The organism is Streptomyces sp. NPDC093111 (assembly GCF_040683955.1).
GTDB lineage: Bacteria > Actinomycetota > Actinomycetes > Streptomycetales > Streptomycetaceae > Streptomyces.
Map to the genome: position 1 here is coordinate 261534 of NZ_JBFBNW010000004.1, position 19307 is coordinate 280840.

Annotated in this window: 17 protein-coding genes; 2 read left to right on the forward strand and 15 right to left on the reverse strand. The window is 73.5% G+C overall.

What is annotated here, in order from left to right; translation table 11 throughout:
- Window positions 1-39: 39 nt before the first annotated feature.
- Window positions 40-987, forward strand: coding sequence for an ABC transporter ATP-binding protein (locus AB0Q96_RS08255; RefSeq protein WP_365322905.1), 948 nt, complete (start codon window positions 40-42; stop codon window positions 985-987).
- Window positions 984-2573 (forward strand): ABC transporter permease, encoded by a 1590-nt coding sequence (locus AB0Q96_RS08260; RefSeq protein WP_365322907.1) that lies wholly within the window; start codon window positions 984-986, stop codon window positions 2571-2573. The genes AB0Q96_RS08255 and AB0Q96_RS08260 overlap by 4 nt, the downstream gene beginning before the upstream one ends.
- A gap of 138 nt (window positions 2574-2711) precedes the next feature.
- On the opposite strand, the gene AB0Q96_RS08265 is transcribed toward AB0Q96_RS08260, so the two are convergent.
- The 15 genes from AB0Q96_RS08265 to AB0Q96_RS08335 form a co-directional block, all read right to left on the reverse strand.
- Window positions 2712-3923, reverse strand: a complete 1212-nt coding sequence (locus tag AB0Q96_RS08265; RefSeq protein ID WP_365322909.1) for a cytochrome P450 — start codon at window positions 3921-3923, stop codon at window positions 2712-2714.
- Window positions 3924-4019: 96 nt separating this feature from the next.
- The gene (locus AB0Q96_RS08270; RefSeq protein ID WP_365322911.1) at window positions 4020-4682 is read right to left on the reverse strand and encodes a response regulator transcription factor; all 663 of its coding nucleotides are present in this window, start codon (window positions 4680-4682) and stop codon (window positions 4020-4022) included.
- Window positions 4679-5989: a histidine kinase gene (locus AB0Q96_RS08275; RefSeq protein ID WP_365322913.1), complete on the reverse strand. Its 1311-nt coding sequence runs from the start codon at window positions 5987-5989 to the stop codon at window positions 4679-4681. The genes AB0Q96_RS08270 and AB0Q96_RS08275 overlap by 4 nt, the downstream gene beginning before the upstream one ends.
- A 94-nt stretch (window positions 5990-6083) precedes the next feature.
- Window positions 6084-6953 carry an alpha/beta hydrolase gene (locus AB0Q96_RS08280; protein WP_365322915.1) on the reverse strand — a complete coding sequence of 290 codons (870 nt, stop codon included), beginning with the start codon at window positions 6951-6953 and terminating at the stop codon, window positions 6084-6086.
- A gap of 94 nt (window positions 6954-7047) precedes the next feature.
- Window positions 7048-8262, reverse strand: coding sequence for a kynureninase (gene kynU / locus AB0Q96_RS08285; RefSeq protein WP_365322917.1), 1215 nt, complete (start codon window positions 8260-8262; stop codon window positions 7048-7050).
- On the reverse strand, window positions 8255-9115 hold the full coding sequence (locus tag AB0Q96_RS08290) for a tryptophan 2,3-dioxygenase family protein (protein WP_365322919.1): 861 nt from the start codon (window positions 9113-9115) through the stop codon (window positions 8255-8257). The genes kynU and AB0Q96_RS08290 overlap by 8 nt, the downstream gene beginning before the upstream one ends.
- Before the next feature lie 117 nt (window positions 9116-9232).
- Window positions 9233-10066 carry a DUF3152 domain-containing protein gene (locus AB0Q96_RS08295; RefSeq protein WP_365322921.1) on the reverse strand — a complete coding sequence of 278 codons (834 nt, stop codon included), beginning with the start codon at window positions 10064-10066 and terminating at the stop codon, window positions 9233-9235.
- Window positions 10067-10226: 160 nt separating this feature from the next.
- A complete protein-coding gene (locus AB0Q96_RS08300; RefSeq protein ID WP_365322923.1) occupies window positions 10227-10640 on the reverse strand; it encodes a DUF3151 domain-containing protein in 414 nt (137 codons plus the stop codon).
- Between the two features lie 230 nt (window positions 10641-10870).
- The gene (locus AB0Q96_RS08305) at window positions 10871-12313 is read right to left on the reverse strand and encodes an MFS transporter (RefSeq protein ID WP_365322924.1); all 1443 of its coding nucleotides are present in this window, start codon (window positions 12311-12313) and stop codon (window positions 10871-10873) included.
- Between the two features lie 72 nt (window positions 12314-12385).
- Window positions 12386-14374 carry a WD40 repeat domain-containing protein gene (locus AB0Q96_RS08310; RefSeq protein ID WP_365322926.1) on the reverse strand — a complete coding sequence of 663 codons (1989 nt, stop codon included), beginning with the start codon at window positions 14372-14374 and terminating at the stop codon, window positions 12386-12388.
- Window positions 14375-14592: 218 nt separating this feature from the next.
- Window positions 14593-15759 carry a MalY/PatB family protein gene (locus AB0Q96_RS08315; protein ID WP_365322927.1) on the reverse strand — a complete coding sequence of 389 codons (1167 nt, stop codon included), beginning with the start codon at window positions 15757-15759 and terminating at the stop codon, window positions 14593-14595.
- 93 nt (window positions 15760-15852) lie between these two features.
- The gene (gene fbaA / locus AB0Q96_RS08320) at window positions 15853-16875 is read right to left on the reverse strand and encodes a class II fructose-bisphosphate aldolase (protein ID WP_365322929.1); all 1023 of its coding nucleotides are present in this window, start codon (window positions 16873-16875) and stop codon (window positions 15853-15855) included.
- 221 nt (window positions 16876-17096) lie between these two features.
- The gene (pyrE, locus tag AB0Q96_RS08325) at window positions 17097-17636 is read right to left on the reverse strand and encodes an orotate phosphoribosyltransferase (protein WP_365322931.1); all 540 of its coding nucleotides are present in this window, start codon (window positions 17634-17636) and stop codon (window positions 17097-17099) included.
- Between the two features lie 24 nt (window positions 17637-17660).
- Window positions 17661-18452, reverse strand: a complete 792-nt coding sequence (locus tag AB0Q96_RS08330) for an aldose 1-epimerase (protein WP_365322933.1) — start codon at window positions 18450-18452, stop codon at window positions 17661-17663.
- A gap of 31 nt (window positions 18453-18483) precedes the next feature.
- A complete protein-coding gene (locus AB0Q96_RS08335) occupies window positions 18484-19299 on the reverse strand; it encodes an SRPBCC domain-containing protein (protein ID WP_365322935.1) in 816 nt (271 codons plus the stop codon).
- Window positions 19300-19307: the final 8 nt, after the last annotated feature.

Genomic DNA, 19307 nt, shown 5'->3' on the forward strand with positions numbered 1-19307 from the left:
AACTTCACAAGTTTGTGAAAGTAGCGTACGTTCTGAAGCATGACGAAGGCAATCACGGTGGCCGGGCTCCACAAGGCGTTCGGCCGCACCCACGCACTGGACGGCCTCGACCTCGATGTCACGGCCGGCGAGGTCCACGGCTTCCTCGGCCCGAACGGCGCCGGAAAGTCCACCACCATCCGGGTCCTGCTCGGCCTGCTCCGCGCCGACTCCGGGCAGGTGCGGCTGCTCGGCGGCGACCCCTGGGCCGACGCCGTCGCCCTGCACCGCCGGATCGCCTACGTCCCCGGCGACGTCACCCTCTGGCGCAACCTCTCCGGCGGCGAGGTCATCGACCTGTACGGACGGCTGCGCGGCGGCCTCGACCCGGCGCGGCGGGCCCGGCTCGTCGAGCGGTTCGAGCTCGACCCGACCAAGAAGGGCCGGACCTACTCCAAGGGCAACCGGCAGAAGGTCGCCCTGGTCGCCGCCTTCGCCTCCGACGCGGAGCTCTTCGTCCTCGACGAGCCCACCAGCGGCCTCGACCCGCTGATGGAGGAGGTCTTCCAGCAGTGCGTCGGCGAGGCGCGCGAGCGCGGCGCGACCGTGCTGCTGTCCAGCCACATCCTCAGCGAGGTCGAGACCCTCTGCGACCGGGTCAGCATCATCCGCAAGGGCCGCACCGTCGAGACCGGCTCCCTCGCCGAACTGCGCCACCTCACCCGGACCAGCGTCGTCGCCGAACTCGCCGCGCCGCCCGCCGGGCTGGACCGGCTGCCCGGCGTCCACGGCCTGGACGTGCGGGGCCCACGGGTGTCGCTCCAGGTCGACACCGACAAGCTGGACGCGGTGCTCCGCGCCCTCACCGACGCCGGGATCCGCAGCCTCACCTCCAGCCCGCCCACCCTGGAGGAGCTCTTCCTGCGCCACTACGAAGACGAGGCCGACGGGGCCGACGGGGACGCAGCCCCGGCGGCGGGCACGGTCGCGGGGACGGTCGCGCGATGAGTACCGCCGCCCTCACCGCCTCCCCGCTCACCGGCACCGGTTCCCTCACCCGGCTCGCCCTGCGCCGCGACCGGCTCATGCTGCCGGTCTGGGCCCTGGTCACCGGCGGCATGGTCGCCAGCGGCTCCGGATCCCTCGAAAGCCTCTACGGCACCGCCGCCCAACGCGCCGAGCTCGCCGCGTCCATGAGCGCCAACAGCTCGATGCGCTCCCTGTACGGCCCGGTCTTCGACGACTCGCTCGGCGGGCTCGTCGCCTGGCGGTTCGGCACCTTCGCCGCCGTGCTCGCCGCCGTGATGAGCCTGATCATCGTCGTACGGCACACCCGCGAGGAGGAGGAGACGGGCCGTCAGGAGATGCTGTCGGCCGCCGCGGTGGGCCGTCGGGCCCCGCTGACCGCCGCCCTGCTCGCCGCGCTCACCGCCAACACGGCGGTCGCCCTCGTCGTCACCGCCGGGCTCGCCGGACAGGGCGCCGCCGGGGCGCTGGCCCTCGGCCTCGCGATCGGCGGGACGGGCATGGTCTTCGCGACCCTCACCGCGATCGTCGCCCAGCTCACCGAGAGCGCCCGGCTCGCCAAGGGCCTGACGGCCGGTCTCCTCGGCCTCGCCTTCGTGCTCCGCGCGGCGGGCGACGCGGGCGCGGCGGACGGTGGGTCGGCGCTCACCTGGCTCTCCCCCGTCGGCTGGACCGAGCAGGTCCGGGCCTTCGCCGGCGAGCGCTGGTGGGTGCTGCTCCTGACCGCCGCGGCCATCGGTGTCCAGACCTGCGCCGCGTACGCGCTGACCGCCCGCCGCGACGTCGGGATGAGCTTCCTGCCCACCCGCCCCGGCCCCGCCGCCGGGCGGCTCGCGACGGCCGGCGCCCTCGCCTGGCGGCTCCAGCGCGGCACGCTGCTCGGCTGGTCGCTCGGCTTCCTGCTCGGCGGCCTGGTCTTCGGCGGCATGGCCGAGGGCGCGGCCGAGATCGTCGGCGACAACGCGCAGGCCCGGGAGATCTTCGAGCGGATGGGCGGACAGAGCGCCCTCACCGACGCCTTCCTCGCCACCATGGGCGGTCTGTTCGGCATGGTGGCCGCCCTGTTCGCGGTCGGCTCGGTGCTGCGGCTGCACGGCGAGGAGACCTCGCAGCGCGCCGAACCGCTGCTGGCCGCCCCCGTCGGCCGGCTGCGCTGGGCGGCCGGGCACCTGGTGGTGGCGTTCGCCGGGTCGGCTCTGATCCTGCTGCTCAGCGGGGTGGGCCTGGCCCTCTCGTACGGGCACGGCTTCGGCCCGGTGGTGGGCGCCTCGCTCGCCCAGCTGCCCGCCGTGTGGACCCTGGCCGGGCTCGCGGTACTGCTCTGGGGCGCCGCCCCGAAGGCCGCCGCCGGCGCCTGGGGCGTGGCCGGGGTGTGCCTGGCGCTCGGCTGGATCGGCCCGGCGCTCGACCTGCCGCAGGCCGTCCTGGACCTCTCGCCCTTCGCGCACCTGCCGAAGCTGCCCGGCCACGACGTCGCCTGGACCCCGCTGCTCGCCCTCACGGCCCTCGCGGCGGTCCTGGTGGCGGGCGGTCTCGCGGGGCTGCGGCGCCGGGACATGACCAGCTGACAGAGGGCGCGGCCCCGGTCCCGTACCCACGAGGGTGGGCGGGACCGGGGCCGACGCGTGTGCCCGGGCGGCCCGCCCGGACCTGCCGCCCGCGCCCCCTCGCCCGCTCCCCGGGCCTCCCGTCGGCCTGACGCCCCCTCACACCTCCACCAGCAGCTCCTCGAAGCCCCGGATGACGTACCCCGGCTTCCACACCGGCGGCGCGGCGAGCCGGAGGCCCGGCGCGCGGCGGAGGAGTTCGCCGAAGACGGCGGTCAGCTCCAGGCGGGCGAGCGGGGCGCCGAGGCAGTAGTGGATGCCGGCGCCGAAGGTGAGGTGCGGGTTGTCGGCGCGGGTGAGGTCGAGCCGGTCGGCGGTGGGGCCGAAGCGGGCCGGGTCGCGGTTGGCGGAGCCGAAGAGCAGGGCGACCTCGGAGCCGCGCGGGATGACCTGGCCGCCGATCTCGATGTCGTCGAGGACCCAGCGCTCGAACATCTGGAGCGGGGTGTCGTAGCGCAGAAGTTCGTCCACAGCTGTGGACAACTTTTCGGGATCGGGCTCCGGGCCGCTGCCGAGCTCCGGCCGGACGCCGTGCGACAGCAGCGTCCACCAGCCGTTGACCGTGGTGTTCACGGTGGCCTCGTGGCCGGCGTTGAGGAGCAGCACGCAGGTGGAGATCATCTCCTGCTCGGACAGCTCCGCCACGCCGATCAGGGCCGAGATCAGGTCGTCGCCCGGTTCCTCGCGGCGGCGGGCGATCAGCTCCCGCAGGTAGTCGGAGAACTCGAGGGAGGCGCGGACCGCGCGGCGGGCCGTCTCCGCCGAGGGGTTCAGCTCGAACATGCCGCAGATGTCGGCGGACCAGGGGCGCAGCCGCCCCCGCTCCTCGTCGCTCTCCGGGATGCCGAGCATCTCGGCGATCACCGCCACGGGGAGCGGTTCGGCGACGGTCGCGAGCAGGTCGCCGCCGCCGTTCGCGACCAGCTCCCCCACCAGCTCGCCGGCCAGCCGCCGCACCGTCGGCGCCAGGTCCGCCACGGTCCGGGGCGTGAACGCCTTGGAGACGAGCCGCCGGATCCGGGCGTGGTCGGCGCCCTCCAGGTCGAGCAGCCCGTGGTCGTTGAGCGTGTGGAAGGGCTCGTGAGCGGCGTCCGGCGCCTCGCGCCCGAACTCCTGGTGGCTGAAGCGGTGCGTGTACGTACGCCCGAGGCGGCGGTCCCGCAGCAGCGCCGACACGTCCGCGTAGTGCGGGATCAGCCACTGGCGGGTCGGCGCGTACCAGTGGGCACGACCGGCGGCGCGCAGCTCCGCGTACGCGGGGTAGGGATCGGCGACGAACTCCGGGGACCAGGGGTCGAAGACAGCGTCCATGACCGGACGCTACCCCCGCCGGCGGTCCCGGTCCCGTCGGCGAACGCCGGCCGCCGACGGCGGCCGGGGGGCAGCCCGAGGGCGGCCTGGGGGGAGCTATCCGCCGACCTGCACCAGGCGTGCCTCGTACGCGAAGACCGCCGCCTGGGTCCGGTCGCGCAGGCCCAGCTTCACGAGGATGCGGCTGACGTGCGTCTTGATCGTGGACTCGGCGACCACCAGGTGGTCGGCGATCTCCACGTTCGACAGTCCCTGCGCGATCAGCACCAGGACCTCCGTCTCGCGCTCGGTCAGCTCGCCGATCTGCGCCATGGCGGGCGGGCGCGGGGAGACCGCGGAGCGGGCGAACTCGGTGATCAGGCGCTTGGTGACGGTCGGCGCGAGCAGCGCCTCGCCGGCCGCGACGACCCGGACGCCGTCGGCGAGCTGCCGGGCCGAGGCGTCCTTCAGGAGGAAGCCGGAGGCCCCGGCGCGCAGCGCCTGGTACACGTACTCGTCGAGGTCGAAGGTGGTGAGGACCAGCACCTTCGCGTCGGCGTCGGCGGCGACGATCTCGCGGGTGGCGTCGATGCCGTTCAGTTCCGGCATGCGGATGTCCATGAGGACCACGTCGGGGCGGAGCGCCGCGACCTGGGTGACGGCCTCGCGGCCGTTGACGGCCTCGCCGACCACCTCGATGTCCGGCATGGCGCCGAGCAGCACGGAGAAACCCTCGCGGACCATCGCCTGGTCGTCGACGATCAGGACCCGGATCGTCATTCGACGACCTCCTCACGGGGGACGGGGATGTACGCGGTGACGGCGTAGCCGCCGTCGTCGGTCGGCTCGGCGGTCATCTCGCCGTTGAGCATGGCGACCCGCTCGCGCATGCCGGTGATGCCGTGCCCGGCACCCGGGGAGGGCTTCACGAGACCCCGCGCGGGACCGTTGACGACGCGCAGCCCGAGGCCGCCGAGGACGTGGCTGACCTCGACCTTCGCGCCGGCGCCGGGCGCGTGCCGCAGCACGTTCGACAGGGCCTCCTGCACGATCCGGTACGCCGAGAGCTCCACGCCCTGGGGGAGCTCCCGCACCGCGCCGGTGACCGTCAGCCGCACGTCCAGACCGGCCTCGCCGACGTTGCCGACGAGGTGGTCGAGGTCGGCGAGGGTGGGCTGCGGGGCGTCCGGCGCCTCGTAGTCCTCCGCGCGGACGACGCCGAGGACCCGGCGCAGCTCGGTCAGGGCGGCCACGGCGTTCTCGCGGATGGTCACGAAGGCCTGCTCCAGCTCCGGCGGCGGGTTCTCGACCCGGTACGGGGCGGCCTCGGCCTGGATCGCGACCACCGACATGTGGTGGGCGACGACGTCGTGCAGCTCGCGGGCGATGGTGGTGCGCTCCTCCAGGAGCGTGCGCTTCGACCGCTCGACGGCGGTCACCGACTGCTGGGCGGTGACCTCGCGGGCGGCCTCCCGGCGGACCTGGCGGACGGTGACGACGAGCAGGATCAGCGCGGAGAAGAACAGCAGCTGGGGGGCGTCGTTGCTGCGTCCCAGGCCGAACAGGAAGCTGGCGAAGAAGGCGTAGCCGGCGGTGATCAGCCACATCCAGGCGGCCGTACGCGGCCGGGTGCGCAGGGCCACGATGGTGAGGACGACCAGATGGCCGGCGAGGGAGTTCGGCTCCCAGGGCCACATGCCCGAGAACCCCACGTACGCGAGGAACGGGGTCGAGGCCAGCGACACCCAGAAGGCGAACACCGGCCGGACGAGGGTGAGCAGCACCGTCGCGGCGGGGAAGCCCGCGAAGAGCAGCCCGCGCAGCCCGTACTGGCCGCCGGTGGTGAAGCCGATGCCGAACACGATCGCGGCGAAGCCGATGACCAGAGCGTGCGGCAGCAGGCCGGCGTGGACCCGTATCCGCGCCGGGAGGAAGCGGACCAGGCCCCGGTCCGTGTTCATGTGGGGCAGCGGCCGGTAGGCGCCGGCGTCGTCGAAGAGGTCCGCCCGCAGCCCGCCGAGCGCCTTCATCGTCAGGCGGAGCTCGGGGCTGCCGCTCGTTTCGGAGGTCTGGGTCGTCGAAGTCACTCCACCACGGTACGGGCGGGCCGGGACGCCGGTCGTCCCGCTGGATACGGATCCTCCGGGGTCCGCCTTGAGGACTACGGCCGGGCCCCGGCGCCTACCAGGCGAGCTGGGCGATCTCCTCCGCGACCACCGCGCAGGCGTCCGCGGCCGGGTCGATGAGGGGGAAGTGGCCGGCGTCCTCCAGGAGGGTGAAGCCGACGGTCTCGCCCGCCTTGGCCGCCGCGTCGATGTACGCCTCGGCGACGGCGGGCGGGACGACGGTGTCCTCGCGGCCCTGGACGACGGTGGTGGCGATGCCGGTCGGGAGCAGCAGCGACGGGTCGGCGTGGGGCGAGCGGGCGTCCGACTGGGTGGTGTCGCCGAGGAGTTGAGTCACCGCGCCGCCGCACACGTCGAGCTCGACGGCCCGCGCGAAGTGCGCGATGGGGGCGAGCGCGACCACGCCGCGCAGGGCGGGCGGGGCGGGCAGGCGCCAGGGGGAGCCGGCGGGCAGGACGTGGCGGGCCGCGGCCCACAGGGCGAGGTGGCCGCCGGCGGAGTGGCCGGTGAGGACGATCCGGCGCGGGTCGGCGGCCGGGAGGTGCCGGGCCGCCAGGTCGGGGAGGGCGTCGAGGGCGGCGGCCACGTCGTCGAAGGTCTCGGGCCAGCGTCCGGCGACCGGGGCGGTGCCGCCCTGCCGGGGGATGTCGCCGCCGCGCCGGTACTCGACGTTGGCCACGGCGTAGCCGTGCCGGGCCAGGAAGTCCACGAAGGGGGTGAGGTGCTGCCGGTCGTACGGGGCGCGCCAGGCGCCGCCGTGCAGGGCGACCACGAGCGGGGCGTTCGGGCGTCCGTCGCGCGGGGCGTAGAAGTCGACGACCTGGTCGGGGTGGGCGCCGTACGCGGCGGAGGCGTCCGGGGGGACGGCCGGGTGCGAGAGGACCGAGGCCTCTTCGGCGGCGTCGCGCGCGGCGGGGTCCGGCATGCTGCTTCCAACCTCTCGGATACGGGGCCGAATTGGCCTGACCTGCGGGGACGGTACCAGGAGTCCGGCACCCACAGATCAGGCGATCATCCGACTATGCCGCGGGCAGCTGCGCGGGGAGGTCCGTGAGGACGTCCGCGAGCACCCGCGCGGCCCGCTCCGCGTCCGCGAAGCCGACGTACAGCGGGGTGAAGCCGAAGCGGAGGATGTCCGGGCGGCGCAGGTCGCCGACGACTCCGCGCCGGACGAGCTCGGCCATCACCGCCGGCGCCTCGGCGCAGCGCAGCGCGACCTGGCTGCCCCGCTCCGCGTGGGCCCCGGGCGTCACGGAGACGACGCGGCCCTCGGGGGCGTACGCCTGGACGCACTCCAGGAAGAAGTCGGTGAGGGCGAGGGACTTGGCCCGTACGTCCTCGATCCGGACCCCGTCCCAGACGTCGAGCGCCGATTCCAGGGCGAGCGTCGACAGGATGTCGGGGGTGCCGACCCGGCCCCGGAGCGCGCCGTCGGCGGGCTCGTAGCCGGGGGTCATCCCGAAGGGGTCGGCGTGCGAGTTCCAGCCGGGCAGCGGCGAGTCGAAGCCGGCCTGGTGGCGCTCGGCGACGTACAGGTACGCGGGCGAACCGGGGCCGCCGTTCAGGTACTTGTAGGTGCAGCCGACGGCCAGGTCGACCCCGTGGGCGTCCAGGCCGACGGGCAGCGCGCCCGCGCTGTGGCACAGGTCCCAGACGGCCAGCGCACCCGCCGCGTGGAGCGCGGCGGTGATCCCGGGCAGGTCCTGGAGCCGGCCGGTGCGGTAGTCGACGTGGTTGACGAGCGCGGCGGCCGTGCGGCCGCTCACCGCGGCCGGCAGGTCGGCCGGGTCGCAGGGCACGAGCTCGTGGCCGGTCATCCGGGCCGCCGACCGCGCGATGTACCCGTCCGTGGGAAAGGTCGTCGCGTCGACGAGGATCTGGTCCCGGTCGTCGCCGTTCAGGCGGGCCGCGGCGACGACCGCCTTGAAGACGTTGACGCTCGTCGAGTCGCCGACCACGATCTGCCCGGGGGCGGCGCCGACGATCGGCGCGATCCGGTCGCCGATCCGCTCGGGCGCGGTCCACCAGCCGGACTCGTCCCAGGAGCGGATGCGCAGCTCGCCCCACTCGCGGGTGAGGACGTCGGCCATCCGGGCGGGGACGTGGGCGGGCAGCGCGCCGAGCGAGTTGCCGTCGAGGTAGACGGTGTCGGCGTCGAGGGCGAACTTCGCGCGGTGCGCGGCGAGTCCGTCGGCCTGGTCGAGCTCCAGGGCCCGGTTCGGGAGGTCAGACATGGCTGCGCGCCGTCCACAGCTCGGGGAACACGTTCTTCTGGGCGCGCTTCTCCAGCCAGGCGACACCGGCGGAGCCGCCGGTGCCGGTCTTGGCGCCCATGGCGCGGCGGGTCGCGACCAGGTGGTCGTTGCGCCAGCGCCACACCAGCTCGGCGACGTCGCTCAGGGCCTCGCCGAGCCGGACGAGCTCGGCGTTCTGGTCGGCGTCGGCGTAGACGCCGGCCCAGACCCGCTCGACCTCGGGGTGCGGCTCGTAGCGCAGCGCCAGGTCGCGGTCGAGGACCTCGGCCGGGACGGGCAGGCCGCGCCGGGCGAGCAGCCGCAGCGCCTCGTCGTACAGGCTGGGCTCCTGGAGGGCCTTCTCCAGCTCCGCGTGGACGCGGGGGGCGCCGCGGTGCGGCACCAGCATGGACGCGGACTTCTCGCCGAGCAGGAACTCCATCCGCCGGTACATCGCCGACTGGAAGCCGGAGCCCTCACCGAGGGCGCCGCGGTAGGCGTTGAACTGGGCGGGGGTGAGCTGGGCGAGCGGCCGCCAGGAGTGGTTGAGGGCCTCCAGCTCGCGCACGGAGCGCTTGAGCGCGTCCCGGGCGACGGCCAGGTCGTCCTGGCGGAGGGCGCGGCTCGCGGTCTCCCACTCGTGGACGATCACGGTGAACCACAGCTCCATGACCTGGGTGGTGACCAGGAAGACCATCTCGCCCGGGTCGTCGGAGCGCAGGTGCTGGAGGTGGGTGAGGACGTCCGCCTGGACGTAGTCCTCGTACGGCGTGGTGCCCGCGAAGTCGAGGTTCGGGTCATGCGTGACCGAACCGGCTCCGGAGGCATCGGGAGAACCTTGGAAGGTCGACATTTCTGTCTCCTCGATACGTACTTCCAGGTAGCGGTCCGCTCCTTTCCGCGTGCCGTCCGGCACGGGAGCCCCGGTCCCCTCAGGAGCCGTGCCTCGTCGCACGGGCTCCCACGCGCATCATGACACGACCGGGCCGGTGATGTAGATCCCGTCTTCGTCATACGGATACGCATTCGAACGACAGCCGTTCAGGCCCTTGATCTGCTGCATCATCACGGGCGCGGTCCTGCCCGGACCCGGGCAGCCCAGGTGCTCGCGGAGGCCGATCTCGTGGCCGACCTCGTGGTTGATGATCAGGTGCCGGTACTCGGCGGGGGCGCCGGCGAAGGTCGGGGAGCCGAGCAGCCAGCGCCGCAGGTTGACCACGACGCCCGCCGTGGTCTCGCAGTTCAGTTCGCCGTGGGTGTCCAGGCCGGCCTCCAGGCACAGCTTGTCGGCGGTCGCCGGGGTGGCGATCCGGATGACGAAGTCGGCCTTCCCGGAGACCAGTTGGAACCGGCCACGGCCATGTGCCGCCCAGCCGCGCGGGTGCGCCAGGATGCGCTGGATCTCGGCGGCGGCCTCGGGCGCGGAGACGTCGACGCCGTCCTCGACCTGTACCCGGTAGCGGCGCAGCGCGCCCCCGCTACCGACGGGTGCGCCGGTGGCCCGGGCGGTGGTGAAGGTGCCGGCCCCGGAGCCGGGCACGCCGCCCTTCGGCGGCTTCTTCGCGCCGGGTTTCGGGGCGGGTCGCGGCGGGGCCTTCGGCGCCGGGGTCACCGGCTTCGCCGTGGTGGCCCGGGGGCTGGGCGGGGCGGTCGTAGGGAGCGGGGCGGCGTCCGAGGCCCCTCCGCCGCGATAGTGCGCGAACGCGGCACCCGCGCCCAGTGCGAACACGACCAGCGCGAGCAGCGGAAGGAGGATTCCCCGGCCCTGTCGACTCCGCCCCCGCGGCACGGCCCGTTTACCCAAGACAGACTTCTCCCCTGCCGGGCCGGGGAGAGGGATGTGGGGGGACCTCTGTACCGGCCACTCGGTACTGCTCGGTCCCGCAGGATCGTACCGGCCCCCTCGAACACCCCCGAACAGCTCAAGAAGACTGTCCGGAATTCCCCGTCCCCGGCGCGGGGCGTCAGCCCAGGGTGTCGGCCGCAGTCTGCGAGGAGTCCCGCAGGAAGGTGGAGCAGCGCTCGTACTCGTCCTTCTCGCCGATGTCGCCGGCCGCGCGGGCCAGGGAGTGCAGGGCGCGCAGGAAGCCGCGGTTCGGCTCGTGCTCCCACGGCACCGGGCCGTGGCCCTTCCAGCCGTTGCGGCGCAGGGCGTCGAGGCCGCGGTGGTAGCCGGTACGGGCGTAGGCGTACGACTCGACGACGTTGCCGCGCTCGTACGCGTCGTCGGCGAGCTGCGCCCAGGCGAGCGAGGAGGTCGGGTACTTCGCGGCGACGTCCGCCGGCGCGGTCCCGCCCGCCAGCAGCTCACGCGGCTCCGGGTCGTCGGGCAGAAGGGTGGGGGCCGGTCCCCCCAGGAGGTTCTCGTGGATGGCCATGGCCCCAGTCTGCCTCAGGAACCACGAAGCCCCCGCCGACGACGGCGAGGAGGGGGCCGGGGCGGGGGTGGGGGTGTCCGGACGTGGCGGCGCCCGTAACGAGCGAAGCGAAGTGAAGGTCGCAGTCCGGACACCCCCACCCCCGCCCCGGCCCCCGCACGACCCACGGGTCTAAGCCGCCACAGCCACCCCACACACCCCACGGACCCCACAGAGCCCCCAGAGCCCCCTCAGGCCGCCCGCTCGGCCCCCGGATCCAGCGGCGGCGAAGCCACCCCGCAGTGGTAGCGGCACTCCGGGTGGCAGGTCAGCGGGGCAGGCGGGCGGACGATCGTCCAGGCCAGGACGGCGCCGAGGACCAGGAGCCCCGCGCACAGCGGCATCGCCTTGCGGAAGGTGGCGTCGAACTCCACGGCCGAGCGGTACGCCTCCGGGCCCATCCCCGTCAGGGCGGGCAGCGCGGCCACCGCGAGGAGGCCCGCGGCCCGGGCCGCGGCGTTGTTGATGCCGCTCGCCAGGCCGGCCCGGGTCACCGGCACCGAGGCCAGCACCGTGGCGGTGAGCGGGGCGACCAGGGTCGTCATGCCCAGGCCCAGCACGACCATGGCGGGCAGCACGTCCGTCAGGTAGGAGGCGTCGGCCCCGACCCGCAGCATCAGCAGCATCCCGGCGGCGCAGAGCAGCGGCCCGACGGTGAGCGGGAGCCGCGGTCCGGTGCGCTCGCCGAGCTCGCCGGACTTGGCGGAGCCGAGCAGCATCAGGATCGTCGTCGGCAGCATGGCCGTCCCGGCGGCGAGCGCCGAGTAGCCGGACACGACCTGGAGCTGGAGCGCGGCCAGGAAGAAGAACCCGCCGAACGCCCCGTACACGCACAGGGTGACCAGGTTGACCGAGGTGAAGAGCCGGGACCGGAACACCGAGGGCGGGGCCATCGCGTCCTCGCCGCGCCGCCGCTCCACGGCCACGAAGGCGGCGCCGAGGAGCGCCCCGGCCACGCCGGCCCACCAGGTCCGGGCGATCAGCGCGTAGGTCACGAGCGCGAGCGCCGAGGCGCCCAGGGCGGCGCCGAGCACGTCGAAGCGCCCGCGGGCGGTCTCGTCGCGGGACTCGGGCACGTGCCGCAGCGCCACCGGCACGCAGAGCAGGGCGAGCGGCACGTTCAGGAAGAAGACCCAGCGCCAGCCGGGCCCGTCGACCAGCCAGCCGCCGACGAAGGGCCCGACGGCCGCTCCGACGCCGCCGAAGCCGGACCACAGGCCGACCGCCTTGGCCCGGTCGTCCTCGTGGAAACTGGCTTGGATCAGCGCCAGCGAGCCGGGGGTGAGCAGCGCCCCGCCGACGCCTTGGAGGGCCCGCGCGGCGACCAGGACGCCCGCGTTCGGGGCGAGCCCGCAGAGCAGTGAGGCCACCGCGAACCAGACGACGCCGATCACGAAGACCCGGCGCCGCCCGTACCGGTCGCCGAGGGAGCCGCCGAGCAGGATCAGCCCGGCGAGGGTCAGCATGTAGGCGTTGACGGTCCACTGGAGGTCGGCGACGTCGGCGCCGAGGTCCTCGCCGATGTGGGGCAGGGCGACGTTGACGACGGTGGAGTCGAGCAGCGCCATGCCGGAGCCGAGGACCGTGGTGAACACGATCCAGCGCCCCGTCCGCGAGGCGAGCCGGATGTCCATGCCTGCATGGTCCCGCGAACGGGGGAGCCCCGCCCACCGGAACGGTGGACGGGGCTCGTCACGCTACGTGTCTCAGCGGGTGAAGTTGAAGTACTTCCAGGGTCCGTAGACCGTGCTGTTCACGTTGTCGCCGGAGGCGCCGTCGATGTACGCGGAGCGCGTGCGGAACTTGTAGCCGGCGAACACGGGGTCGCCCTGGAACTTCAGGTACACCTTGCCGTTCCGGTCCAGCTCGACGTACTGCGAGCCGAGGTCGCGCCAGGCACCCGCGTAGAACATCTGGGCGTCGGCACGGGCGCTGCGGTTCGGGTACGCGTTGTGCCAGTTGGTGATCAGCACGTAGTTGGACGTGCGGAACGTCTGGTAGTTGACGTTGCCGATCTTCGTCCACTTGTAGTGGCGCGAGAGCGAGGTGCTGACACCGGCGCGGGTGTACACGCCCGACACGGCCTGTGCCCAGCCGTTGCGCGCGTCACCGGCGAAGACGGCGGTCACCGTGGTGTCGCGGGACATCCACATGGACGCGGAGAGCTTGCCCTGCGCGTTGACCGTGCCGCGCTTGAGGAGCCGCTTGGGCTCGTAGCCCCACGGGTCGGCCCAGATCTCCACGACCCGGTTCTTGTACGTCGGGCCGAGGGTGGCCGTGTACGTGACGGTGGTCGCGTAGTTGTACGTGCTCTTGTTCTTGTCGAGCGTGATCGCGGTCTTGTTGTGCGAGACCTTGACCAGCGCCGTGCCGGTCGCCGGCGAGCGCTGCGCGTCGCCCGCGTACGCCACCTTGTAGGTGACGTTGCCGGCGGCGGTCGGCGTGTCGGCGAAGGAGAACGCGCCGTTGGCCCCGAGCGGCTTGTTGCCGAGGGAGCGGCCGTTCGGGTTCTCGACGTCGAAGCGGGTGACGGCGAGCGGCGTCCCGGCGGGCAGCGGCACGGTGGCCGTGAGCGAGCCGCTGACGGTCAGCGCCTTGAGGACCGGCGCGGTGGCCGGGGCCTTCACGGCGAGGACCGGGACGGACGTGGTCGGCTCGTCGAGGACGTGCAGCCGGACGGAGCCGTTGTAGTTGCTCGTGACGGCGAAGAGGCGGCTGCCGCCGGGCTCCCAGGCGAGACCGCCGTCGGCGAGGTCGTCCCCGCCGCTGCTGGTGCCGGTGGACGGGAAGTCGTAGGTGCGGACCGCGGTCTTGGCGGCCGGCTTGTAGACGAAGACGTCCTGGCCGTACGAGGAGTCGGAGCCGGCCGCGACGGTGCCGTCCGGGGCGATCGCCACGGCGGCGCCGTGGTAGTCGCTCGGCAGGGTGGCGACCTCGGCGAGGTCCGAGCTCTGCCACACGTGGTGCACGTTGCCGGCGTTGGCGGTGATGAGACGGGTGCCGTCCGGCGTGAACGCCAGGTCGTTGGTGACACCGGACAGCGTGCTGTCGTTGCGCGCGGTGCGGTTCGCCGTGCCCGTGGTCACGTCGTACTCGGCCAGCTTGAAGCGGTGGTAGTACGAGGAGGCCGCGGCGATCGTGTTCGGGTTGGCCGGCGAGGCGGCGAGCCGCGGGGCGCCCGAGTAGTTCGTCTCGGCGTCCTGGGCCAGCGCCACCACCGGCTCGGTGCCGGTGATGTCGAGCGAGCCGATGTCGCCGTGGTCGCCGGTCCCGTAGCCGAACCAGATCTTGCCGCCGGCGAGGGCGAGGAACTGCGGATCGGTGCCGTCGCCGGTCGCATAGCGGGCCGTCTCGGTGCCCGTCGCGGTCTCCAGGGCGACGACGGAGTCGGCACCCGGAACGGCGGCGTACAGGCTCGACGAGTCGGCGGAGAGCGCGAGGCCGGTGACGCCCTGCAGACCCGTGGTGGTCCCGAGGACCCGGCCCGCGTAGTCGGTCGCGACGACCTTGCCGAGGTTCGGGTCGCTGATGAAGATCTTCTGGTGGACACCGTCCACCACGACGTCGCCCACGGACGACACCGGCAGGAGGACGCTGCTGTCAGCAGAGGCCGATCCCGCCGTACCCGCGACGAGTGCCGCGGAGCTGAAGAGGACCGCGAGGGATGTCGCGGCCGAGAGAGTGCGCTTACGCACGATGAAGAGACCCCCCAAAAATGGTCTCCGGCCCCCAGATACGGGGCACGGTGATCCGCAGCCTAGATCACCCCTCGGACAGCGCGCCTCCCGGTATCCGTCAAACACTCAACCACGAAAAAAGTCGACTTCTCGACCCACTCGCCACTCGCGCCGCTCAGCCCGCTCGACCCACTCGCCACTCAACCCGTTCGCCCCCCTCGCTCCCCTCGCCCCGCTCAGCCCCGCCGCAGCCGTGTCGCCGCCCGCACCAGCGCGTCGACGCCCCGTTCGGCCTTGGCGCGCGGGCAGCCGACGTTGAGGCGGACGAAGCCGGGGGTGCCGTACACCCCGCCCGGCATGATCGCGACCCGCTCGGCGGTGACGAGCTCCTCCTGGAGCGCGGACTCGTCGATGCCCAGCGGGCGCAGGTCGATCCAGGCGAGGTAGCCGGCCTGCGGCGGGGTCCAGACGACGCCCGGGAGGCCGTCGGCGATCCGCTCCTCGACCAGGCGCATGGTGCCGGCGACGTAGCCGCGCAGCGCGTCCAGCCAGGGCGCGCCGTGCCGGTAGGCGGCGATGTGCGCGGTGAGCGAGAGCACCGCGGGGGAGGCCAGGCCCTCGCCGGTCTCCATGCGCCGGACGAACGCGACCCGCTCGTCGGGGTCGCCGAGGAAGCCGTAGGAGCCCGTGAGGGAGGGGAAGTTGAAGGGTTTCGTGCCGGAGGTGACCATCGCCCAGCGGCGGCCCCGGCCGGCCTCGGCGACGGCCGCCCACGGGGTGTGGCGGTGGCCGTCGGCGGTCAGGTCGGCGTGGATCTCGTCGCTGACGACGGCGACGCCGTACCGCTCGGCGAGCCGCGCGAACTCCTTCAGCTCGTCCGCCCGCCACACCCGGCCGGTGGGGTTGTGCGGGGAGCAGAGCAGCAGCATCCGGCTGTCGGGCCGGGCCAGCTCGCGCTCCAGGGCCTCCGGGTCGTCGAGCGGCACCCCGCGCAGTTCGCGCCCGAGGCCGGTGACGGCCTTGCGGAAGCCGTCGTAGGTGGGGGTGTGGACGACGACGCCGTCACCGGGTTCGGTCCACATCCGCAGCAGCTGGGAGAGCTGGCTGAGCACGGAGGGCGCGTAGACCATGGACTCCGGGTCGACGGCGGTGCCGTACCGGTCCGCGTACCAGTCCCGGACGGCCTCGCGGAACTCGCCGAGCCGCCAGTCGGTGTAGCCGAAGACGCCGTGGGCGACCCGCTCGCGCAGCGCGTCGAGGACGGCCGGCGGGGAGGTGAAGTCCATGTCGGAGATGGTGAAGGGCAGCAGGTCGGGGTCGCCGAAGCGGTCGGCTATGCCGTCCCACTGCACGGACCAGGTCCCGCGCCGGTCGGTCTCCCGGTCGAAGTCGAACTCGGACACCCTGTCTTCTCACTTCCGGATACGACGAGGGGCCCGGCCCCGTCGGAACGGTGCCGGGCCCTCGTGGACTGCCTGACTGCTACGGCGTGGTGCTTACTTCAGCTTGGTGCCGGCCGAGCGCAGCGCGACACAGGCCTCGCCGACGCGGGCGGCCATGCCGGCCTCGGCCAGCTTGCCCCAGGTGCGCGGGTCGTAGGTGGACTTCGTGCCGACCTCGCCGTCGACCTTCAGGACGCCGTCGTAGTTGCGGAACACGTGGTCCACGACCGGGCGGGTGAAGGCGTACTGGGTGTCGGTGTCGAGGTTCATCTTGACCACGCCGTTCTCGAGCGCGGTGGCGATCTCCTCGGCGGTGGAGCCGGAGCCGCCGTGGAAGACGAAGTCGAACGGGGAGGTCTTGCCGAACTTCTCGGCGACGCCCGCCTGCAGGTCCTTGAGCAGCTCGGGGCGGAGCACGACGTTGCCCGGCTTGTAGACGCCGTGCACGTTGCCGAAGGAGGCGGCCAGCAGGTAGCGGCCCTTCTCGCCCAGGCCGAGGGCCTCGGCGGTGCGGATGGCGTCGTCGACGGTGGTGTACAGCTCGTCGTTGATCTCGTGGCTGACGCCGTCCTCCTCGCCACCGGTCGGGGTGATCTCGACCTCAAGGATGATCTTGGCGGCGACGGCCTTGGCCAGCAGCTCCTGGCCGATGGCCAGGTTGTCGGCGAGGGTCTCGGCGGAGCCGTCCCACATGTGGGACTGGAACAGCGGGTTCTCGCCGCGGGCCACGCGCTCGGCGGAGACGTCGAGCAGCGGGCGGACGTAGCCGTCCAGCTTGTCCTTGGGGCAGTGGTCGGTGTGCAGCGCGACCGTGATGTCGTACTTCGCGGCGACGATGTGCGCGAACTCGGCCAGGGCGACGGCGCCCGTGACCATGTCCTTCTTGTACTGGCCGCCCAGGAACTCGGCACCGCCGGTCGAGATCTGGATGATGCCGTCGCTCTCGGCCTCCGCGAAACCGCGCAGCGCGGCGTGGAGGGTCTGGGACGAGGTCACGTTGATCGCCGGGTAGGCGAACTTGCCTGCCTTCGCCCGGTCGAGCATCTCGTTGTAGACCTCGGGGGTTGCGATGGGCATTCGTCCGCTCCTTGTGATGTGCGGGTGTGTGGTGCTAGGCCCTGACCTAGAGGCGACGTCATCGTCACCGCCCATCTTTCCAGACTCCTGTACGGGCTCCCACGGGCCATACGTACACAAAGGCGGGGTGTTTCACGTGAAACACCCCGCCTTTGAGCAAAAACGCAGGTCAGGACCGTATTCACGGGGGTCCCGGGACCTAAGTCACGACTTGACGGCGGTTACGCCAGTCCGAGATCCGAGAGCTGGTAGCCGGTGAGGTAGCGCAGACCCGCCCCGTCGATCGCGTCGGCCGCGCCCCGGTCGACGATGGTCGCCACGGCGACGACCTCGCCGCCCGCCTCGCGGACCGCCTCGACGGCGGTCAGCGGCGAGCCGCCGGTGGTGGAGGTGTCCTCCACGACGAGGCAGCGCCGGCCCTTCACGTCGGTGCCCTCGATGCGGCGCTGCATGCCGTGGGCCTTCTGGGCCTTCCGGACCACGAAGGCGTCCAGCCGCGCACCGCGCGCGGCCGAGGCGTGCAGCATCGAGGTCGCGACCGGGTCGGCGCCCAGCGTCAGACCGCCCACGCAGTCGAAGTCGAGGTCGGCGGTCAGGTCCAGCATGACCTGGCCCACCAGCGGCGCGGCCTCGCCGTCCAGGGTGATCCGGCGCAGGTCGATGTAGTAGTCGGCCTCACGACCCGAGGAGAGGGTCACCTTGCCGTGCACCACGGCCTTGTCCTTGATCTGCTGGAGCAGCTCAGCGCGTACGTCAGTCATGTCGACGAGCTTAAAGCCGCCCGCTCAGAGGCGACGCCAGCGCCAGGTCGTCGCGACCTCCAGCGGGTCGATCGGGGTGACCAGGCGCGGGAGGGTGTTGAGGCCGTTCGGGGGGCCGGACTGCGGCTCGACGCAGACCGCGTCCGCCGGCTCGTCGTAGATCACCAGCCACTCGGCCCGGCTGGTCAGGCGCAGCTCCAGCTGCCCCGGCCAGGTGAGGGTGATGTCGACGCCCCCGGGCATCCCGAAGCAGTCGTCCCAGGGGCGGGGGGTCGGCTCGACGCGCCGGCCGGTGGGGAGGTGGTCGTCGCCCCGCTCCTCCTGCCAGCCGGGCGTGAAGGCGAGCTCGACGTCCTGGCCGCCGAGGTTGCGGTGGAACCAGGGGTGCCAGCCGGCCTGGGCCGGGAAGGAGGCGTCCGTCGCCTCGATGCCGAGCTGGAGCGTGAGGGAGTCCTCGGTCAGCTCGAAGGTCTGGGTGACCCGGCCGGGGTACGGCCACGGGGCGGCCAGGTCGGTGGTGAAGGCGGCGGTGGTGTCGGTGACCTCGGCGGTCTTCCACGGGACGTCGCGGACGGTGCCGTGCAGGGCGTGCGGGGCGGCGTGCTCGCTGACGGGGAGCTGGTGGACGGTGCCGCCGTTGCGGAACCGCCCGTTCTCGGTGCGGCCCGCCCAGGGTGCCATCACGAAGGCGCCGTACCGCGCTCCCTGGAGGAGGAGTTCGGTGCCTCCGATGCGCAGGCCGTCGATACGGCAGCCGTGCTCGGGGTCGATGGTCAACTCGGCGTCGCCGGCCGTCAGTCGCGTCAGAGTGCTCACGCCACGACCTTATGGCCTGCCCGACGCCTCGTCAGCGGCGCCGTCGCAGGGCCCGGCCGACGACGACCGCGGAGGCGATGGCCAGCGCGGCGGCGGGGGCGATCCAGCGCAGGTGGGCGGTGGCGCTGGAGGTCTCGGGGGCCGGGACCGGGGCGTACCGGCCGCGCGGCGGGGCGTGGTCGACCTCCTCGGCGCTGCGCCCGATCATCGTGCGGCGCGCGTGGGCGGCTTCGGCGGGCGGGCGGGCGGCGAGCGGGTCGAGGGGGTCGGTGCCGTTGACGGGCGCGGTGGCGTCCCCGGCGGCCGGCGGCCCGTCGAGGGCGTCCGCCGGCGTGCGGGGCGGCTCCTCCACGCCGTCGTCCACGCCGTCGTCGTCGGTGTCCGTCCCGGCCGCCAGCTCGGCGGCCAGTTCGGCCTCCACGTCGGACACGGCCACCAGTGCCTCGGCGAAGCGGTCGAGCAGCCGGGCGCCGGCGGCGCCTCGGGCCTCGGGTCCGGCCTCGGCGAGCCGGCCGGCGGCCTTCACGCGGCCGGTGAAGGTGAGCGTGGTGCCCTCGGCCACCGGGGTGAGGGTGAGCGTCAGGTCCAGCGCCGCGGAGCCCTTGCCGCGCACCTCGCTGCCCTCGCCCTCGACGGTGAAGGCGCCGTTGCGTTCGCCGAGCCGCAGGGCGCCGCGGTAGGTGATGGTGTTGCCGCCGACCCGGATCTTCAGCCGTCCGGCGAGCGGGTCCGCGTCCGGTTCGGCGTCCTGCTGGAGGCCGGGGACGCAGCGCGCGACCCGCGCCGGGTCCGTCAGGGTGGCGCGCAGGACCTCGGCCGGGACCGGGACGAACACCTCATGCTCCATGGGAGCCG

Excerpts from the sequence above, each read along its gene's own strand:
- AB0Q96_RS08255 (WP_365322905.1), top strand. The coding sequence starts at position 40 with ATGACGAAGGCAATCACGGTGGCCGGGCTCCACAAGGCGTTCGGCCGC.
- AB0Q96_RS08260 (WP_365322907.1), top strand. The coding sequence starts at position 984 with ATGAGTACCGCCGCCCTCACCGCCTCCCCGCTCACCGGCACCGGTTCC.
- AB0Q96_RS08265 (WP_365322909.1), bottom strand. The coding sequence starts at position 3,923 with ATGGACGCTGTCTTCGACCCCTGGTCCCCGGAGTTCGTCGCCGATCCC.
- AB0Q96_RS08270 (WP_365322911.1), bottom strand. The coding sequence starts at position 4,682 with ATGACGATCCGGGTCCTGATCGTCGACGACCAGGCGATGGTCCGCGAG.
- AB0Q96_RS08280 (WP_365322915.1), bottom strand. The coding sequence starts at position 6,953 with ATGCCGGACCCCGCCGCGCGCGACGCCGCCGAAGAGGCCTCGGTCCTC.
- kynU (WP_365322917.1), bottom strand. The coding sequence starts at position 8,262 with ATGTCTGACCTCCCGAACCGGGCCCTGGAGCTCGACCAGGCCGACGGA.
- AB0Q96_RS08290 (WP_365322919.1), bottom strand. The coding sequence starts at position 9,115 with ATGTCGACCTTCCAAGGTTCTCCCGATGCCTCCGGAGCCGGTTCGGTC.
- AB0Q96_RS08300 (WP_365322923.1), bottom strand. The coding sequence starts at position 10,640 with ATGGCCATCCACGAGAACCTCCTGGGGGGACCGGCCCCCACCCTTCTG.
- AB0Q96_RS08305 (WP_365322924.1), bottom strand. The coding sequence starts at position 12,313 with ATGGACATCCGGCTCGCCTCGCGGACGGGGCGCTGGATCGTGTTCACC.
- fbaA (WP_365322929.1), bottom strand. The coding sequence starts at position 16,875 with ATGCCCATCGCAACCCCCGAGGTCTACAACGAGATGCTCGACCGGGCG.
- pyrE (WP_365322931.1), bottom strand. The coding sequence starts at position 17,636 with ATGACTGACGTACGCGCTGAGCTGCTCCAGCAGATCAAGGACAAGGCC.
- AB0Q96_RS08335 (WP_365322935.1), bottom strand. The coding sequence starts at position 19,299 with ATGGAGCATGAGGTGTTCGTCCCGGTCCCGGCCGAGGTCCTGCGCGCC.